The organism is Paraburkholderia dipogonis, from assembly GCF_042680985.1.
GTDB classification, from domain to species: Bacteria; Pseudomonadota; Gammaproteobacteria; order Burkholderiales; family Burkholderiaceae; genus Paraburkholderia; species Paraburkholderia phytofirmans.
This window is the reverse complement of sequence record NZ_JBHUFR010000011.1, coordinates 269,183-285,776: the sequence shown is the minus strand read 5'-3', so window position 1 is coordinate 285,776 and position 16,594 is coordinate 269,183. Positions and strand designations below refer to the sequence as shown.

Sequence of the window (16,594 nt, the reverse complement as noted above, 5' to 3'; positions counted from 1 at the left end):
GCGCCTTCAAACGCAGACCGAATCCGTTCGCACCGCCAATCAAATAGGCTCTGCTCAAACAGAAACCCCTTTGTCTCGCACCATCTTTTGCAATTGCTTGCATTTTCCCTCTGCCAATTACAAATAGCATCCTGCAAAATGCGGCACACGCATTGCTAGGTGGGGAACGCGTGTTACTCGTTCGCGCAGCGATTATTCGAGCGTGAACGAAAGGCACTTGCAGGAGCAGAGACAGGGAAATGCAAAAAAGTATGGTGTGGGCCGAATGGGCAAAACGAACAGCCAGGCGTGGACGTCCCAATGCAACGGCGCTCGTTGCTCTTGCTGTGGCGATCTCGTCGGCGCTGAGCGGCTGTAGCTCGCTCTATTCAGAAGGCGCCACCGCCGGCGCCGGTATCGCAGGCGCCGCACTCGCGGCGAAAGTCACCAGCAACGCGGCCGTCGCGACCGGCATCGGTCTCGGCGCAGTCGCCGCGGCACGTGCCGGCGTGCAGTATTCGGAGCGCGTGGTTCACACGAATACGCAGGACGGCATCGCCAAAATCGCCGGGCCGCTCGATGTCGGCGCAATCGCGCCATGGAGCGTGACCCATTCGATGCCGATCGAAGACGACGAGCATGGCCGCGTCACCGTCAGCCGCACGATCAGCGCGGGCGCGCTCGACTGCAAGGAAATCGTCTTCTCCGTCGATCAGGCGGCCACCAAGAACGTGCCGGCAAGCAGCGCGTTTTACGTGGCATCGATTTGCCGCGACGGCGACAACTGGAAGTGGGCGTCGGCCGAACCCGCCACGGAACGCTGGGGCGCGCTGCAATGACGGCGCGTTCGCATACGGCTGCCCTCACGGCGCGCCGCCCTCGCCTCGCTGCCTGGTCCGGCAACCGGCTGCGGCTCGTGCTGGCCGGCGCGCTCTGCGTCGGCGCGAGCGTGCTGACGAGCGGCTGCTCGTCGGTCGGCGCGGCGAGCGGCGCGGCAGCGGGCGTCGCGTCGGGGCTGGTGACATCCAATCCGGCCATCGGCATCGGCGTCGGCATTGCCGTGCAGGCCGCGACCGACGAGGCCGTTGGCCGCTACATGCGCACCATGCACACCGATCAGCAGAACATGATCGCCGCGTTGGCGGGCGCCATGCCGGTCGGCGAGACGCGTCCGTGGGCGGTCAAGCATACGTTACCGATCGAGAACGGCCACGGCCAGGTGCGCGTGACGCGCGCCTTCGGTTCGGCCCTCGCGCTTTGCAAGGAATTCGTCTTCTCGGTGCAGGACGGCGACGGCCCGAACGCGCATGAGGACTGGTACACGGCGAGCGCGTGTCAGCAGGACAAGGGCTGGAAGTGGGCGTCGGCGGAACCGGCCGTCACGCGTTGGGGCAGTCTGCAATAACTGCACGGCAATGAAAAAACGGCAGGGTCGCCCCTGCCGTTTTTGCTTTGAGCCGGCTTTGCGCGTCTTGATCGATACAAACGCGCAGCGTCCCCTCGCTTAAGACTCCACGTCTTCCAGACTGAAGATTTCGGTCTGGTCGTTGTACGAGAAGATCTCGCCATAACGGCCCCAGTTGATGACCGCGTCGAGCGTCTCTTCCGCGGCGCTGTCCGACAGAAAATCCTCCAGCTCCTGCTCGAAGCGCACGCGCGGCGCGCGATGCCCCGGCCGTTCGTTGAGCACCTTCTTGATTCGCGCGGCGAGCGGCACGTGACGCAGCAGATGTTCAGCGAACATCATCTTGCGTTCCTGAGTGCCGAACTCGGAGAACACACGCGCCGGCGGCGTCAGGAAAATGTCGCCCTCGCGGATATCCGCGAAACCGAGATGTTGCAGCACTTCGGCGACCGGGAACAGATCGTCGACCTCCAGATGCAGCGAGCGGGCGATTTCCGGCATGTCCGCGCGACCATGGTACGGCGCGGCGGCCAGCGTTTCGATCAGACCGGCCATCAGGTTGGTCGACACATGCGGCAGCCAGCTGTGCAGCTCGAGGCCCTTCTTGGTCTTTTCGTCGGTCTGACGCGCGGTCATCTTCGCGTAGATGTCGTCCACCAGCTTGCGGAACGCCGGATCGAGGCGATTACGCGGATGCTTGAACGGCACCTTGATCTCGGCGATCACGCGCCCCGGGTTCGACGACAACACCAGAATGCGGTCGCACATGAAGACCGCTTCCTCGATATTGTGCGTGACGATCAGCACGGCCTTGATCGGCATGCGGCCTTGCGTCCACAGATCGAGCAGGTCGGTACGCAGCGTTTCGGCGGTCAGCACGTCGAGCGCGGAAAACGGCTCGTCCATCAGCAGCAGCGTGGGGTCCACCACCAGCGCGCGTGCAAAGCCGACGCGCTGGCGCATGCCGCCCGACAGTTCGCGCGGGTAAGCGTTTTCGAAGCCGTCCAGACCGATCAGGTCGATCGCCGCCAGCGCGCGCGTGCGCCGTTCGCTGGCGCCGACGCCTTGCGCCTCGAGACCCGCTTCCACGTTTTGCAGCACGGTCAGCCACGGGAACAGCGCGAAAGTCTGGAACACCATCGCGACACCCTTGGCGGGGCCGTCGAGCGGCTTGCCCATATAGGTGACTTCGCCGTCGGTCGGCTCGATCAGACCGGCGATGATGCGCAACAGCGTCGACTTGCCCGAGCCCGACCGGCCCAGCAATCCGACAATCTCGCCTTCGCGCAGCGACAGGTTGGCGTCGTCGAGGACGAGCAGTTCGCCCTGCGACTTGTTGAACCCGCGGCACACGTCCTTGACGCGCAGGATCTCTTCGCCGAGGCGCGGCGGCTTCGGCGGGGTCTGGATCGGCGCGGCGGTCATAGCAGCTTTAGGATTTTGCATCGCGTTTGGCCTTCGTTTCTTCAATCAAGCCGGAGCTTGGCTTCGGCATAGGCGTACATCGGACGCCACAGCAGGCGGTTGAACAGGGTCACGAACAGGGACATCACGGCGATGCCCACGATGATCTTCGGATAGTCGCCCGCGGCGGTGGATTGCGCGATATAGGCGCCCAATCCGTGCGCGGCCACCTTGGTGTCGCCCCACTGCACGAATTCCGCGACGATGCTCGCGTTCCACGCGCCGCCCGACGCAGTGATCGCGCCCGTGACGTAGTACGGGAAAATGCCCGGCAGAATCGCCTGGCGCCACCATTGCCAGCCGCGGATGTGGAAGTTCTTGGCCGCCTCGCGATAGTCGTTCGGATACGACGTCGCGCCGGCGATCACGTTGAACAGGATATACCACTGGGTACCGAGCACGATCAGCGGCGACAGCCAGATGTCCGGGTTCAGATGGAAGCGCACGATCGCGATCACGAACACCGGGAACAGCAGGTTGGCCGGGAACGCGGCGAGAAACTGCGCGAGCGGCTGAATCTTCTCGGCAAGCGCCGGGCGCAAGCCGATCAGTACGCCGACCGGCACCCAGATCACGGAGGCGATCGCGATCAGCACAACCACGCGCAGCAGCGTGATCAGCCCGAGCACGAACACGTGCCAGACTTCATCCAGCGACACGCCGGTGCGCACATAGATCACGACGCGATACACCACGTAGACGGTCGCGAGCAGCACCAGTGTCGCCCACACCATATCGCCGACGCGCGAACTCTTCTGCATCTGCGGGATCTGGAAGCGCGGTCCCTGGAACGCCGGCAGACGGAACGGCACGCGCGCGGCCTTGGCGAACATCCAGCCGAGCGGCACCAGCAAGCGGTGGATCAGGCGGGTGCGGCGAATCAGATCGAGCAGCCATGATTCCGGCGCGTCGCCCGAACTGGTGTTTTCCATGCGGAACTTGTCGGCCCACGCGACAAGCGGGCGGAACAGGAACTGGTCGTAGGCAAGAATCACGACCGTCATGGCGAGGATCACCCAGCCGATCGCGTGCAGGTTCTTATCCGAGATTGCCTGCGCGAGATAGGCGCCGATGCCTGGCAGGATGATCGTTCTGTTGCCGACCGTGATCGCCTCGGAGGCGACCACGAAGAACCAGCCGCCCGACATCGACATCATCATGTTCCAGATGAGGCCCGGCATCGAGAACGGGACTTCCAGCTTCCAGAAGCGCTGCCATGAAGTCAGGTGAAAGCCGCGCGAGACCTCGTCCAGATCGCGCGGCACCGTGCGCAGCGACTGATAGAAGCTGAACGTCATGTTCCAAGCCTGGCTCGTGAAGATCGCGAAGATCGCCGCGAGTTCGGCGCCGAGCACGCGGCCCGGGAACAGCGCCAAAAAGAACGTGACCGTAAACGAAATGTAGCCCAGCACCGGCACCGACTGCAGGATGTCGAGAATCGGCACCAGCACCAGACCCGCGCGGCGGCTCTTGGCGGCGAGCGTGCCGTACACCAGCGTGAAGATCAGCGAGGCCACCATCGCCGCGAGCATGCGGAGCGTAGTGCGCATCGCATATTCAGGCAGGTTCGCCGGATCGAGCGAGATGGCTTGAGTCTTGAGCGTCGACATGGGCGCCAAGGTCTCGTGAAAGCCGATCGCCGCCATGGCGATCACACAGATGATCAGCGGGAAGGCGACGAAGTCCCAACGATTGGGCAGCACCCGCCATGCCGATGCATTGGCGGTGCGCTTCAGGTTGAAGCTGAAGTCCATCAGATACCCTCCCCGTCGAACCAGGCGTTCAAGAACAGCAAGGAGGCCGCGGCTTCGGCGCGGCGGTCTGAAGATCGGTCCGGAAAGCGGAAATCAGGCATGGCAAAACGCGTGGGCGCGGTAAATCGTTAGCGTTGGAGACACGTGAACCGGTGACGGATGTGTCATGGACGAAGCGCCCAGGACCGCAACCGTCAAGCCAGACTCCTGTCGCCGCAGGCGCCGCCCGTAAGGGCTGGCGAGCTTTCCTTGTTTTGGACGGCACGACACTACACCATCCTATGTTTCAGGCACAACCTTTCGCGGCAAATAGCGGTAAATAGCGGAGAACCCCCTTTCAACGCCCTTGGGTCTGCATGCGCCGAGCTTGCGCCGATCTTTTATCGTGGCGCGCCGGCCGCATCTTCGACCCTCGCGGCGGCTGCCGCGATGGCCAGGAACTGACCGGACAAACCCGAACCACCGTCAAGAATCCGGCCGGGCTGCCGTTAAGAACCTGATGGGCGCGGTGGACGCAGTTCGCATTCCCGCAATAAGGGTGGCGTCTGGCCCCATGACGGTTAAAATCAGGAGACGACGCCTGTTATCGGATTATCCCGGGCCACAGCGACGGCGTATTGCCGACCGCTTCCACAGCGGTGAAACTGCGCGAGCGCGCTGCCACGATTGAGCTAGTTGCATGTCACAGCCAGACGGATCAGAGGGTCGATGAACAGGACAACCTTGCGCCAGGCAACCGGGCCGGTCAGCTTCATGCTGATCGTCCTGGTTTGCTGGTTCGTGGCCGGCATGGTTGCGGACCGGATGGTACAGCAAGAGCTGGACGCAGCCCTGCGTGCGCAGCGGCAAATGTCCACCTCGATCGTGGACAACATGGCGGAGGTGATCGCCAGCGACCTTGCGATGTCTCGCGCCATCCCCGCCACCATGGCCGAAATGGACGTGGTCCAGCGCGCTCTGGTGCAATCCCAGAATTATGCCGTGAAGAGTGAAGTGACGGAACCCGTCCTGCGCGCCGCCTTGCTGAAAGACGCGCAGATGACCGCCGTGAGCAATTTCCTGCACGACGCGCAAGGCTTCTCCGGGCTCGACCAGATCTGGCTCGTCAACGCCAACGGTGTGTGCGTCGCCTCGAGCAATTCCATCAACAATCCGCTCGCGGCGGAGCGCTCTTTCGTCGGCACCGACATGCGCGTGCGCGGCTATCTGACGAACGCGCTGCTCGGTGCGTTCTCCGAAGCCTATGGGGTCGGCCGCTCGAGCGGCGAGCCCGGCATCTTCATCGCCGCGCCGGCTTACGCGGACGGCCTGCTGGTCGGCGTGGTCGTCGCCAAGGTCGGCATCGCGCGGCTGCGCCACTGGGTCGCGCACGCCGGCACCTTCGTCGCCGACGACAACGGCGTCATCATCATGGCGCACAACAGCGAGCTCGAAGGCCGCGCGCTGCCGAACTCGCGCGTCACGCACATGACGGCGGCCGAACGCAAGACCATCTATCTGCGCGACCAGATTCCCGACATCCAGATCAGCGTGGACTCGCAAGTACGCGAACAGGCGCCGTGGGTGCCGTCCGCCGTGGCCGGGCAACTGTTCGGCATGTCCGAGCGGCTCGTGCCGTCGCTCTATCAGACGCGCGGCGGCCTGAACTCGGGACTGTCGGCACATCTGGTCGATCCGCTCGTGGCCTGGCCGGAACTGCTGCGCAATCACAAGCGCGATCATTTGCTGGTGTTTCTGACGCTGGCCGGCACGGTCGCGCTGGCGTGGGTGATCACGGTGTCTTATGTGCGCGAGCGGCGCCACCATCGCGCCACGCGCGATCTCGCTGAACAACTGCAATCCGCCAACACGCTGCTGTCGGCCGAAGCGCGCCACGACGCGCTGACCGGCGCGCTGTCGCGGCGCTACTTCCTCGACCTGCTGCGCCATGAGATCGAACGCGCGCATGCGGGCAACGAACCGTTGTGCATGGCGATCGCCGACCTCGACCACTTCAAGCAGATCAACGACCGCTTTGGCCACGCCGCCGGCGACCGCGCGCTCGAACATTTCGTCGATACCTGCCGCGCCGAACTGCGCGGCGCCGACGCGATCGGCCGCTTGGGCGGCGAAGAGTTCGGTCTGCTGCTGCCGGCCACGGATCTCGCCGGCGGCCACGAAGTCGTCGAACGCTTGCGGCTGCGCCTGAAGGCCATGCCTTCGCCGAAGTTGCCGGCATCGGTGGGCTTGAGCGTGAGCATCGGCATTACCGAACTCTCGCCCGACGATCTGCCCGAGCGGATCATGAGCCGCGCCGACATGGCGCTGTACGCGGCGAAATCGGGCGGCCGCGATCGCACCGAGGCCTTGCCGCCCGACGACACCGCCCCGCCGGCCCGCACGGTGGCCAACGTCTGGTAATGCGTCCGGCAGACGCCGGACTCCGGCGTTTCAAGTGAAGCGCATACGGTGCGCAAACAGCGCGCAATCACGCCGCAAGCTGACGCAAGGCAAGAGCCGCCCTCGGGCATTCCTGACGAAGCAGGTATCATCGACCCTGATATCGAGGTTGCCGCTACCGCTTTAACGGGAGATTCGCATGAAGGGAAATTTGGTCATCGTCTGCCGCGATCAGGATGCTGACGCGTTCGACCATCTGCTGGCTGAATACGGCGCGTTTCAGACGCGTTTGTCGTCTACCACGTGGTATCTGAAACTGGACGTCGCGCCGGAACTCATTCAGGAAGAGATCCTGGCGCGTCTCGGCAAATACACCACGCACTATATTTTCGAAGCCGAAACGGTGACGTGGAATACGGTGGATAGCGAAGCGGCGAACGCGCTGAATACGTTGTTCTCGGACTAGCGCGCCGGCTGCCGGCCGCGTCTTGCGAATCTTGCGTTCGGATCTCAAGACGCGGCACGGACTGCCAAAGCCCGCGCCGCGCATCCACCTATCAACCCCAAGCGTTCTCCGAGGCCGCCGCGACCCGCGGCAACACTTCGAGCGGAAAGCTCATCAAGACTCGCAACCCACGGCCGCCGTGGTTGCCGATCTCCCACTCTCCTCCCGCACGCCGCACCAGCCGCTCGACAATGGCGAGCCCGAGGCCGCTATGGCCGTTGCCGCCGCGCGCGGGATCGAGCCGCACGAACGGCCGGCTGGCGTTGATCAGATCCTGGGCCGCGATGCCGCTGCCGCTGTCGCTCACCGACAAAGTGAAGCCTTGCGCGGTACGCTCCGTGGCCACGACGACCGGCGGCGCGCCATAGGCATGCGCGTTGTCGAGCAGATTCGACAGAATCCGGTCGAGCGTGGCGGCGGGCAACAGGAACGCCGGCCCCGCGTTGAGTTCGGTCTGCACGGTGGGGGTACCGGAGGCCACCGCGCGATAGCTGCGTACGATCCGCTCGCACTGCGCGTCCACCTCGACCGCCTCGCTGCGATCGGCGCCGTCATGCGCGAACACCAGAAACTGTTCGACGATATGCGTCATGGAATCGACGTCGCGCACCACGCCATCGCGCATCTTCACTTCGTCCATCATTTCGGCGCGCAGCCGCAAACGCGCGAGCGGCGTTTTCAGATCGTGCGCCACACCCGCCAGCATCACGGCGCGGTCGTTCTCCGTGCGCGCCACTTCCTGGACCATCTGATTGAAGCCGTGCGTGAGTTGACGCAACTCGCGCGGCCCGCGCTCCGGCACCGGCGGCACCGGCTGACCGCGGCCGAAACGCGCCACCGCCTGGGCGAGCGAGCGCAATGGTTGCTGTAGGGCCCACGCGGCGAACAGCGCCGCCATTACCGCGAACGAGAAGATGATGGCAAGCCACAGCACCGTGCGATCGAGCGAGCGCGGCGTGCGCAACGGCTGCACCGGCACGACGATCCAGCTTTTGTCGGAGGGCGCGCGCACCCATAGCGTGGGCGGGCGGCCCGGCTGGCCGACGCGCACTTGAGTGCCGGACGGCATGCGGTCGCGCGCGTCTTCGACGAAACGTTCGAGCGGCGGCGGCAAGTCCGCGACCTCCGGCGGCACTTCCGGGCTCGCCGGATCGACCAGTTTGACGCGCGACGGCAAGGGCTGGTCCGGCGACCGGGCGACGTGCTGACGCACCGCGTCGACGAGGAAAGTGGCTTCTTCGACCGCGTAGCGCGTTTGCAGTTGACTGCGCTCGAGGCGCATGAGCGCGTACCACGCGAAATGCGACAGCAGCAGCACCGCGACGACTAGCAGCGCCAGCCGTCCGAACAGCGAATCAATGGGCCGGCGCATGCTGTTCGCCGTCGGGCACGAACACGTAGCCGCGGCCGCGCACTGTTTGAATGAAGCGCGGCGTGGACGGGTCGGTTTCGAGAATGCGGCGCAGGCGCCAGACCTGCACGTCGATGCCGCGGTCGGTGCCGTCGTATTCCGGGCCGTGCAGCAGTTCGAGCAGGCGCTCGCGCGTGAGCGTGCGCATGGGGTGATTGACGAAAATCTTCAGCAGCGCGAATTCGCTGCCCGACAACGTGAGCGGCTTGTCTTCCAGATGCAGCGTGCGCGACTGGAAGTCCAGCGTGAAGCGGCCGAAGTTGAACGGCTCGCGCTGTTCCGGCGCCGCCGCCGAGGGCAGCGTGCGACGGCGGCGCAGCACGGCCTGCACGCGCGCCAGCAATTCGCGCGGATTGAACGGCTTGCCGAGGTAGTCGTCCGCGCCGAGTTCCAGCCCGACGATACGGTCGACGTCGTCCGCCCGCGCCGTGAGCATGATCACCGGGATGTCGTCGCCCGACGCGCGCAGCTTGCGCAGCGCGGTGAGCCCGTCAACGCCCGGCATCATCAGGTCGAGCACGATCAGGTCCGGGCGCTCGCGTTCGAGCCTGCGCTCGAGCGAGCCCGCGTCGTGCAGCACCGAAACCTCGATGCCCTGGCGGGCCAGATAGTCGCGGAGCAGATCGCGCAATTCGACGTCGTCGTCGACAACAAGTATTTGAGTAGCCATGGGATGAAGTTTAACGCGCAGCAGGAAGGGTTTTCGATTTCAAACCGGCCCCAAGGGTTACCGGGTGTTACGGTGAAAGGTGTGCGTAATCCCCCGTAATAGCCGCATCCTGCCACGTAACACAGCGATCTGCGCACTTCTCTACGCTGTGTCTTACCGAATGCAGGCCGTTCACTTTAACCGGTTGCATCGTCGGCTATTCCATTACAGGGAGTCTCACATGTCTACCAAAAAGATCTCGCGCGTTCTCGCCGTTGCCGCCACTGCTCTCGCCATCGGGGCGGGCGCTGCCTATGCCGCACAACCCAATGCCGACCACGGCGGCCCTGGCGGCTGGCACGGCCACTTCATGAAGGAACTGACGCAACTGCACGATCAACTGAAGCTGAACGCGGATCAGGAAAAGCAGTGGCAAGCCGCGCTCGACACCATGAAGCAGAACCACGAAGCCATGCGCGCCAATCATGAGCAGATCAAGAACCAGTTCAAGGCCGCGCAGCAGCAGCCGATCCTGGACCTGAACGCCATGGCCGCCGCGCACCAGCAGGTCGAACAGAAAGACGCACAACTGCGTCAACAAACCTCGGATGCGTGGCTCAAGTTCTATAACGGCCTGAACGACCAGCAGAAGACCACCGTCAGCACCGCCCTCAAGCAGCGCTTTGCGAAGATGGAGTCGCGTCATGAAAAGATGCGCGAGCACTGGGAGCATCGCAAGGGCGCGGCATCGGCACCGGCGGCCAATCAGTAAGCGGCTCGGTGTAGATGCACAGACGGCTCGCGCGACCGTCTGTGCTGCTGAATGCGAAAACGCCACGGAGGCTTGCCCTCCGTGGCGTTTTTTCTACCGCGCGACACGCTGCGCGCGGACTGCCGTGATGCATGCGTGAAGCGTGCTCGTTGCGGCTTCAACTATTCATTCAGTGAAAGCGCGACCGAGCGACGACGGCTCAACCGTTGAGCTGCCCCAGATCGAACAGCAGCACTTCGGCATTCTCGCCCCTCTCAAGCGTGACGGTATCCGTGTCGCTGAGCTTGGCGGCGTCGCCTGCACGGAGCGCTTTGCCGTTCACCGTCAGCGCGCCGCGCGCCACATGCACATACGTCAGACGTCCTTTGGGCTGCGCGAACGTCGCCGTTTCTTCGCCGTCGATCAGCGCCGCGTAGATCGACGCGTCCGCATGGATCGTCACCGAACCGTCGCGGCCGTCGGGCGAAGCGACCACGCGCAGGCGGCCGCGCTTGTCGGCGGCGTCAAAACGTTTTTCCTCGTAGCTCGGCTGGTCGCCTGCGCGCTGCGGAATCACCCAGATCTGCAACAGGTGCGCGGACTCGTCCTGCGACGCGTTGAACTCGCTGTGCTGCACACCCGTGCCGGCGCTCATGCGCTGCACGTCGCCGGGACGGATCGTCGAGCCGTTGCCCATGCTGTCGCGGTGGGCCAGCGCGCCTTCGAGCACATAAGTGACGATTTCCATGTCGCGATGGCCGTGCGTGCCGAAGCCCTCGCCGCCGGCGATACGGTCTTCGTTGATGACCCGCAGCGGGCCGAAATGCACATGCTGGGGATCGCGATAGTCGGCAAACGAGAAGCTGTGATACGAGTCGAGCCAGCCGTGGTTGGCGTGACCGCGTTCTTCGGAGCGGCGAATCTCGAACATGGAAGGACTCCTGGTGAGTAAATAGCGATGCCGAGAATGTATGGGCATGGCCCGCACTAAACAATCCGCGCGGGTGCACCGGATCGTTTCATAAATCCGCGCAATCTGGCGTGGTGAAAAAACGCGGCAACGTCGCGCTCGCACAACGCCCGCGCATGCGAGTTTGCCGCCGCCGGCGTCCCGGACTGGCGCCTCGTCCCTGTTCGGGTAAAATACCGCCCTTTTCGAGATTGCGTGGGCGCCGAAGGCGCGCCGGCGGGTCCGGCATGACGGGCTGCCATGGGTTGGCCGCCGGTTTCAGACCCGCGCCAGACTGCTTCAAGACAGCGAATGGACGTGTCCCGCTTCGAAGCCGAAACCCTGAGCGGCGCGACAATTTTGACCGCCTAGAATAGCGACGGCCAATCGAGTCCAGGCCCTGAATCGAGGAAACACAGGCAGCACCCACGAAACTCGGGGCTCGCCCGCATGGGCTTTCGCGAGGCTTCGTAATACAGTCGGCAGTAGATTCACCCGCAGTTTCACAACAAGAGTCGAAAAGCGCGCTGCAAGACCGGTAACGGCCATGCAGTCATGATTTGCACAGCGGTGCGCTGTGCGCCGCAGGTCACTGCGAGCCTAGGCTCGCGGCAAACGCGGCGCAGAGTTGGCCGCGTCTTTCGCGGTGTGTCGCAAACACATCGTCAAGGACCCCCCATGTTCCTTCAAGGCTACGGCCCGCTGCTCCTCAACGGCACCTGGCAAACCGTCAAACTGGCGGTGTTGTCGCTGGCGTTCGCTTTCGTGCTGGGCCTGCTCGGCGCGGCGGCGAAACTGTCGAAAAACCGTTTCTCCTACGGCGTCGGCACCGTCTACACCACGCTTGTGCGCGGCGTGCCCGACCTGGTGCTGATGCTGCTGCTGTTCTATAGCATCCAGATCTGGCTGAACAACCTGACCGACTTGCTCGGCTGGGAGCAGATCGACATCGATCCTTTCGTGGCCGGCGTCGCGGTGCTCGGCTTCATTTATGGCGCGTACTTCACCGAGACCTTCCGCGGCGCGTTTCTCGCGGTGCCGCGCGGCCAGCTCGAAGCCGGCGCCGCCTACGGCATGACCGGCTGGCAGGTGTTCTCGCGCGTGATGTTCCCGCAAATGATGCGCTTCGCGCTGCCTGGCATCGGCAACAACTGGCAGGTGATGGTGAAGGCCACCGCGCTGGTGTCGATCATCGGTCTCGCGGACGTGGTCAAAGCTTCGCAGGACGCGGGCAAGGGCACCTTGCGGTTCTTCTTCTTCACCCTGTTCGCGGGGGCGATCTATCTCGTCATCACCACAGTGTCCAACTTCGTGCTGATGTACCTCGAAAAGCGTTACTCGACCGGCGTACGAAAGGCGGATCTATGATCGAGATCATTCAGGAATACTGGCGCAATTATCTCTACACCGACGGCTACCGCCTCACCGGTGTGGTGATCACGCTGTGGCTGCTGGTGGTGTCGATCGGGCTCGGCTTCTGCCTGTCGATTCCGCTCGCGGTGGCGCGCGTGTCGAAGAAAAAGTGGCTCTCCACGCTGGTGTGGCTCTATACGTATGTGTTCCGCGGCACGCCGTTGTATGTGCAACTACTGCTTTGCTACACCGGCTTGTACAGCCTCGAGATCATCCGCAATCACGAACTCACCAATGCGTTCTTCCGCGACGGCATGCATTGCACGCTGCTCGCCTTCACGCTGAACACCTGCGCGTACACCACCGAGATTTTCGCCGGCGCGATCAAGGCGACGCCGTACGGCGAGATCGAAGCGGCGCGTGCGTACGGCATGTCGTCGTTCACGCTGTACCGGCGCGTGATTCTGCCGTCGGCCCTGCGCCGCGCATTGCCCTACTACAGCAATGAAGTGATCCTGATGCTGCACGCCACCACCGTCGCGTTCACCGCGACCGTGCCGGACATCCTCAAGATCGCGCGCGATGTGAACTCCGCGACATATCAGTCGTTCAACGCGTTCGGCATCGCCGCCCTGCTCTATCTGTGCATTTCTTTCGCGCTCGTGTGGCTGTTCCGCCGCGCCGAGCGCCGCTGGCTCGCTTACCTGCGGCCGCAAGGCAAGTAACCCAAGGCACCGCGCCCTCAGCAAGTAAGCACGCCCAAGGATCCTGATGAACAACAAGAAGCAGAAGCTCTTCGTCGACGAGCTTCACAAACAGTATGGCGACAACGAAGTGCTCAAGGGCGTGTCGCTCAAGGCGAACGCCGGCGACGTGATCAGCGTGATCGGCTCGTCCGGTTCGGGCAAGAGCACGATGCTTCGCTGCATCAACTTTCTCGAGCAGCCGAACTCGGGACGCATCTTCGTCGACGGTGAAGAAGTGCGCACGCAGATCGGCAAGAACGGCGCGCTGCGCGTGTCGGACCCGAAGCAGTTGCAGCGCGTGCGCACCAGGCTGTCGATGGTGTTTCAGCACTTCAACCTGTGGTCGCACATGAACGTGCTCGAGAACATCATCGAGGCGCCGGTCAACGTGCTGGGTCTGAAGCGCAAGGAAGCCGAAGACCGCGCGCGTGAATATCTGGAAAAGGTCGGGCTCGCGCCGCGCCTGGAGAAACAGTATCCGTCGCATCTGTCGGGCGGCCAGCAGCAGCGGGTGGCGATCGCACGCGCGCTGGCCATGCATCCGGATGTGATGCTGTTCGACGAACCGACTTCCGCGCTCGACCCCGAGCTGGTCGGCGAAGTGCTCAAGGTCATGCAGACGCTCGCCGAAGAAGGCCGCACAATGATCGTCGTCACGCATGAAATGGCTTTCGCGCGCAACGTGTCGAATCACGTGATGTTTCTGCATCAAGGCCGCGTGGAAGAAGAAGGCCACCCCGACGAAGTCTTCAGGAACACGAAGAGCGACCGGCTCAAGCAGTTCCTCTCCGGCAGCCTCAAATAACAACTGAGGCACAGCCCGCTATTTGGGTTGTAGTGAAAGTAGTATTACAAGGCGCTTACCAGCGCCTTTTTTTGTTTCGCTCACCTGCGCATTCCGTCGATTTCGGCCGCGAAAACCGCGCCCCGCAAGCCTCCCACCCCCGCTTATCCGCCCTACTCTGCCGCATTTGAAGCGTCAATAGTGGCAATCCTTAACGTTACCCGCGCCGATCCGTGATTCCCTTGTCGCATAAGGGTTTCCGCGTTTTTCGAAGCGGTTGCAACAGGTCGTCGCGCACATTGTTATTGCAATTTGGAGACATCGATCAAGGCAGGTACTAATTTCTTCTCCCAGTTCAGGGTATTTTTGATAAATTAGTAACCAAAGTAGCAAAACAAAGTTCATTAAAAGTAGTTTCACTTCAAAGCACAGAGGAGAACCGGTCGGCGAGGGATCGGCATGACGACCAGATAGCCCCAAGGCTACACGTCACGGCAGGAAACCCAATCCACCCGCTAATCTCCCTGGTACCGATTTCTGTTCGGCGCAAATCGCGGCCGAGCACCATTCGCAGTACTGGGTTTCACTTTTTGACAGGGTATGGAGGAGAAGATGAAGAAAGCTTTGCTCGCCGCTGCGCTGATGACAGCCGGTGTTGTTGCGCACGCCCAAAGCAGCGTGACGCTGTACGGCCGCCTTGACGCCGGTATCGAATACATGTCGGGCGTTCCGCAAGGCTCGAACCTGGCTGGCTCGGCAACGGGCAGCACGAGCCGCTGGCGCGCGGAAAGCGGCGACTGGGGTACCAGCCTGTGGGGCTTGAAGGGCGTTGAGGACATCGGTGGCGGCAACAAGGTCCTGTTCCAGTTGGAAGGCTCCTTCAACACCATGACGGGTGCAGGCCCTGGCGGCGGCGGTCTCTTCAATCGTTGGGCAACGGTCGGCCTGTCGAACGACGCATACGGTACGTTCACGATGGGCCGCATGCTGTACATCTCGAACGGCGTGTGGGACTTCGACCCGTTCGGTCAATCGAACTGGTCGTCGGCGTCGCTGGTGCGTGGCCGCAACTGGCCGCAATCGAGCAACAACTTCGCGTACCAGTCGCCGAAGATCGCAGGCTTTGACTTCTACGGTCAATACGCGCTGTCGAATGCAACGAGCTGGAACGGCAACGGCACGACCGCTCAAGGTCGCGAAGCTGGCGCACAGATCACGTACACGAACTCGCTGTTCCAGATCCGCGGTCTGTACGACGAAATCCGCAACCCGGCTAACGGCGTGCTGTACGGCCCGAACGCAAGCACGGTCAACCCGGGCAACATCGGCAACGGCGTATTCGCGGCATCGCGTGAATACTCGGCTCTCGTGAACGTGTTCCTGGGCCAGTTCAAGATTCAGGCTGCTTACCAGGCAGTCCGTTCGGCAGGTGCTCAAGGCGTTCTGCCGGGCCAGCCGACGACTCTGGATCACGAATGGGGCGGTGTGACGTGGCAAGCAACGCCGGCAGCGGCGCTGATTGCAGCGGTCTACCACGTGAACGGCAACAATGGTTCAGGCAACGCGACGATCTACACGGTCGGCGGTTCGTACAACCTGTCCAAGCGCACGTTGCTGGACCTCCAGGTCGCTCAGACGCGTAACAGCAAGACGGCTAACTACGGCCTGAATGCCAACAACGCTGGCACGTCCACGGCGACGGACAACCCGCTGCCGGGTCACAACCAGACTGGCGTGTACGCAGGTATTCAACACTCGTTCTAATCGAACGGTGTTCCCCAAAGGAATTTCCTTCGGGGTGTAATCAAGAGTTCTTCAAGAGAATCTTTTTCACGCTGCTGCGAGAGGCGCGTATCGGTGCGATGTCCGAAAGGGTATCGCACCGTTTTTTATTTGAGCGCACGGTTTTGCCGCTGCCTGAGCGCACCGGCGCGGTGCATTCATGGCTGATGTCGTGCAGTTGACTACGTTGGCAAATTCCGCCGCTCGATTTCTGCTTAAGACAACGAACTCAGCAGCGTCAAACCGCTGCTTCGTTTTCTTCACCGGTACGAATGCGGATCACGCGCTCGACTTCCGCGACGAAAATCTTGCCGTCGCCGATCTTGCCCGTGCGCGCCGCGCCGATGATCGCATCGATCACCTGGTCGCACTGATTGTCCGCCACCACGACTTCGATCTTCACTTTCGGCAGAAAGTCGACCACATACTCTGCACCACGATAGAGCTCGGTATGGCCTTTTTGCCGGCCAAAGCCTTTGACCTCGGTCACGGTCAGCCCGGTGAGGCCGACTTCAGCGAGCGCCTCGCGCACTTCGTCGAGTTTGAACGGTTTGATGACTGCAGTGATGCGCTTCATGGCGAACCTCGTCTCGTGTCTGGAAGAGTGAAAGGGAAATGGATGATTTTTATTCTACGCCGCGCCGGATGCGTTGCGGCAATCCGGCGCGCGCTTCGGGTAAGTC

15 protein-coding genes are annotated in these 16,594 nt (G+C 62.9%); 9 read left to right on the top strand and 6 right to left on the bottom strand.

Annotated features, from left to right (window positions below; genetic code table 11):
* Window positions 1-239 precede the first annotated feature (239 nt).
* Window positions 240-818 carry a hypothetical protein gene (locus ACFSNN_RS16720; RefSeq protein ID WP_134456788.1) on the top strand — a complete coding sequence of 193 codons (579 nt, stop codon included), beginning with the start codon at window positions 240-242 and terminating at the stop codon, window positions 816-818.
* On the top strand, window positions 815-1,384 hold the full coding sequence (locus tag ACFSNN_RS16715) for a hypothetical protein (RefSeq protein ID WP_134456789.1): 570 nt from the start codon (window positions 815-817) through the stop codon (window positions 1,382-1,384). Before ACFSNN_RS16720 ends, ACFSNN_RS16715 begins: the two co-directional genes overlap by 4 nt.
* 99 nt (window positions 1,385-1,483) lie before the next feature.
* Here the strand turns inward: ACFSNN_RS16715 and ACFSNN_RS16710 are convergent, their stop codons facing one another.
* Both ACFSNN_RS16710 and ACFSNN_RS16705 read right to left on the bottom strand, forming a co-directional pair.
* A complete protein-coding gene (locus ACFSNN_RS16710) occupies window positions 1,484-2,830 on the bottom strand; it encodes an ABC transporter ATP-binding protein (RefSeq protein ID WP_134456790.1) in 1,347 nt (448 codons plus the stop codon).
* Window positions 2,831-2,850: 20 nt separating this feature from the next.
* Window positions 2,851-4,602, bottom strand: a complete 1,752-nt coding sequence (locus ACFSNN_RS16705) for an ABC transporter permease (protein WP_134456791.1) — start codon at window positions 4,600-4,602, stop codon at window positions 2,851-2,853.
* Between the two features lie 708 nt (window positions 4,603-5,310).
* Here ACFSNN_RS16705 and ACFSNN_RS16700 point away from each other — a divergent pair.
* Both ACFSNN_RS16700 and ACFSNN_RS16695 read left to right on the top strand, forming a co-directional pair.
* Window positions 5,311-7,002 carry a sensor domain-containing diguanylate cyclase gene (locus tag ACFSNN_RS16700; protein ID WP_134456792.1) on the top strand — a complete coding sequence of 564 codons (1,692 nt, stop codon included), beginning with the start codon at window positions 5,311-5,313 and terminating at the stop codon, window positions 7,000-7,002.
* 178 nt (window positions 7,003-7,180) lie between these two features.
* Window positions 7,181-7,447, top strand: coding sequence for a hypothetical protein (locus ACFSNN_RS16695; RefSeq protein WP_134456793.1), 267 nt, complete (start codon window positions 7,181-7,183; stop codon window positions 7,445-7,447).
* A 91-nt stretch (window positions 7,448-7,538) separates the two neighbouring features.
* Here ACFSNN_RS16695 and ACFSNN_RS16690 read toward each other — a convergent pair whose 3' ends face one another.
* Both ACFSNN_RS16690 and ACFSNN_RS16685 read right to left on the bottom strand, forming a co-directional pair.
* Complete coding sequence (locus tag ACFSNN_RS16690) at window positions 7,539-8,858, bottom strand: ATP-binding protein (protein ID WP_134456794.1); 1,320 nt, start codon at window positions 8,856-8,858, stop codon at window positions 7,539-7,541.
* Entirely contained in the window at window positions 8,842-9,567 is a 726-nt protein-coding gene (locus ACFSNN_RS16685; protein ID WP_012432166.1) for a response regulator, read from the bottom strand. Before ACFSNN_RS16685 ends, ACFSNN_RS16690 begins: the two co-directional genes overlap by 17 nt.
* A 220-nt stretch (window positions 9,568-9,787) precedes the next feature.
* Between ACFSNN_RS16685 and ACFSNN_RS16680 the strand changes: the two genes are divergently transcribed.
* Window positions 9,788-10,318: a Spy/CpxP family protein refolding chaperone gene (locus ACFSNN_RS16680; RefSeq protein ID WP_134456795.1), complete on the top strand. Its 531-nt coding sequence runs from the start codon at window positions 9,788-9,790 to the stop codon at window positions 10,316-10,318.
* 199 nt (window positions 10,319-10,517) lie between these two features.
* On the opposite strand, the gene ACFSNN_RS16675 is transcribed toward ACFSNN_RS16680, so the two are convergent.
* Entirely contained in the window at window positions 10,518-11,228 is a 711-nt protein-coding gene (locus ACFSNN_RS16675; RefSeq protein WP_134456796.1) for a pirin family protein, read from the bottom strand.
* A gap of 696 nt (window positions 11,229-11,924) precedes the next feature.
* Between ACFSNN_RS16675 and ACFSNN_RS16670 the strand changes: the two genes are divergently transcribed.
* The 4 genes from ACFSNN_RS16670 (at window position 11,925) to ACFSNN_RS16655 (ending at window position 15,893) form a co-directional block, all read left to right on the top strand.
* Window positions 11,925-12,614, top strand: coding sequence for an ABC transporter permease (locus ACFSNN_RS16670; RefSeq protein WP_134456797.1), 690 nt, complete (start codon window positions 11,925-11,927; stop codon window positions 12,612-12,614).
* On the top strand, window positions 12,611-13,324 hold the full coding sequence (locus ACFSNN_RS16665; RefSeq protein WP_106306248.1) for an ABC transporter permease: 714 nt from the start codon (window positions 12,611-12,613) through the stop codon (window positions 13,322-13,324). The genes ACFSNN_RS16670 and ACFSNN_RS16665 overlap by 4 nt, the downstream gene beginning before the upstream one ends.
* A gap of 46 nt (window positions 13,325-13,370) precedes the next feature.
* Entirely contained in the window at window positions 13,371-14,150 is a 780-nt protein-coding gene (locus tag ACFSNN_RS16660) for an ABC transporter ATP-binding protein (RefSeq protein ID WP_012432161.1), read from the top strand.
* A gap of 591 nt (window positions 14,151-14,741) precedes the next feature.
* Complete coding sequence (locus tag ACFSNN_RS16655) at window positions 14,742-15,893, top strand: porin (RefSeq protein WP_134456798.1); 1,152 nt, start codon at window positions 14,742-14,744, stop codon at window positions 15,891-15,893.
* 256 nt (window positions 15,894-16,149) lie between these two features.
* Here the strand turns inward: ACFSNN_RS16655 and glnK are convergent, their stop codons facing one another.
* A complete protein-coding gene (gene glnK / locus ACFSNN_RS16650; RefSeq protein WP_074763377.1) occupies window positions 16,150-16,488 on the bottom strand; it encodes a P-II family nitrogen regulator in 339 nt (112 codons plus the stop codon).
* Between the last annotated feature and the right edge of the window lie 106 nt (window positions 16,489-16,594).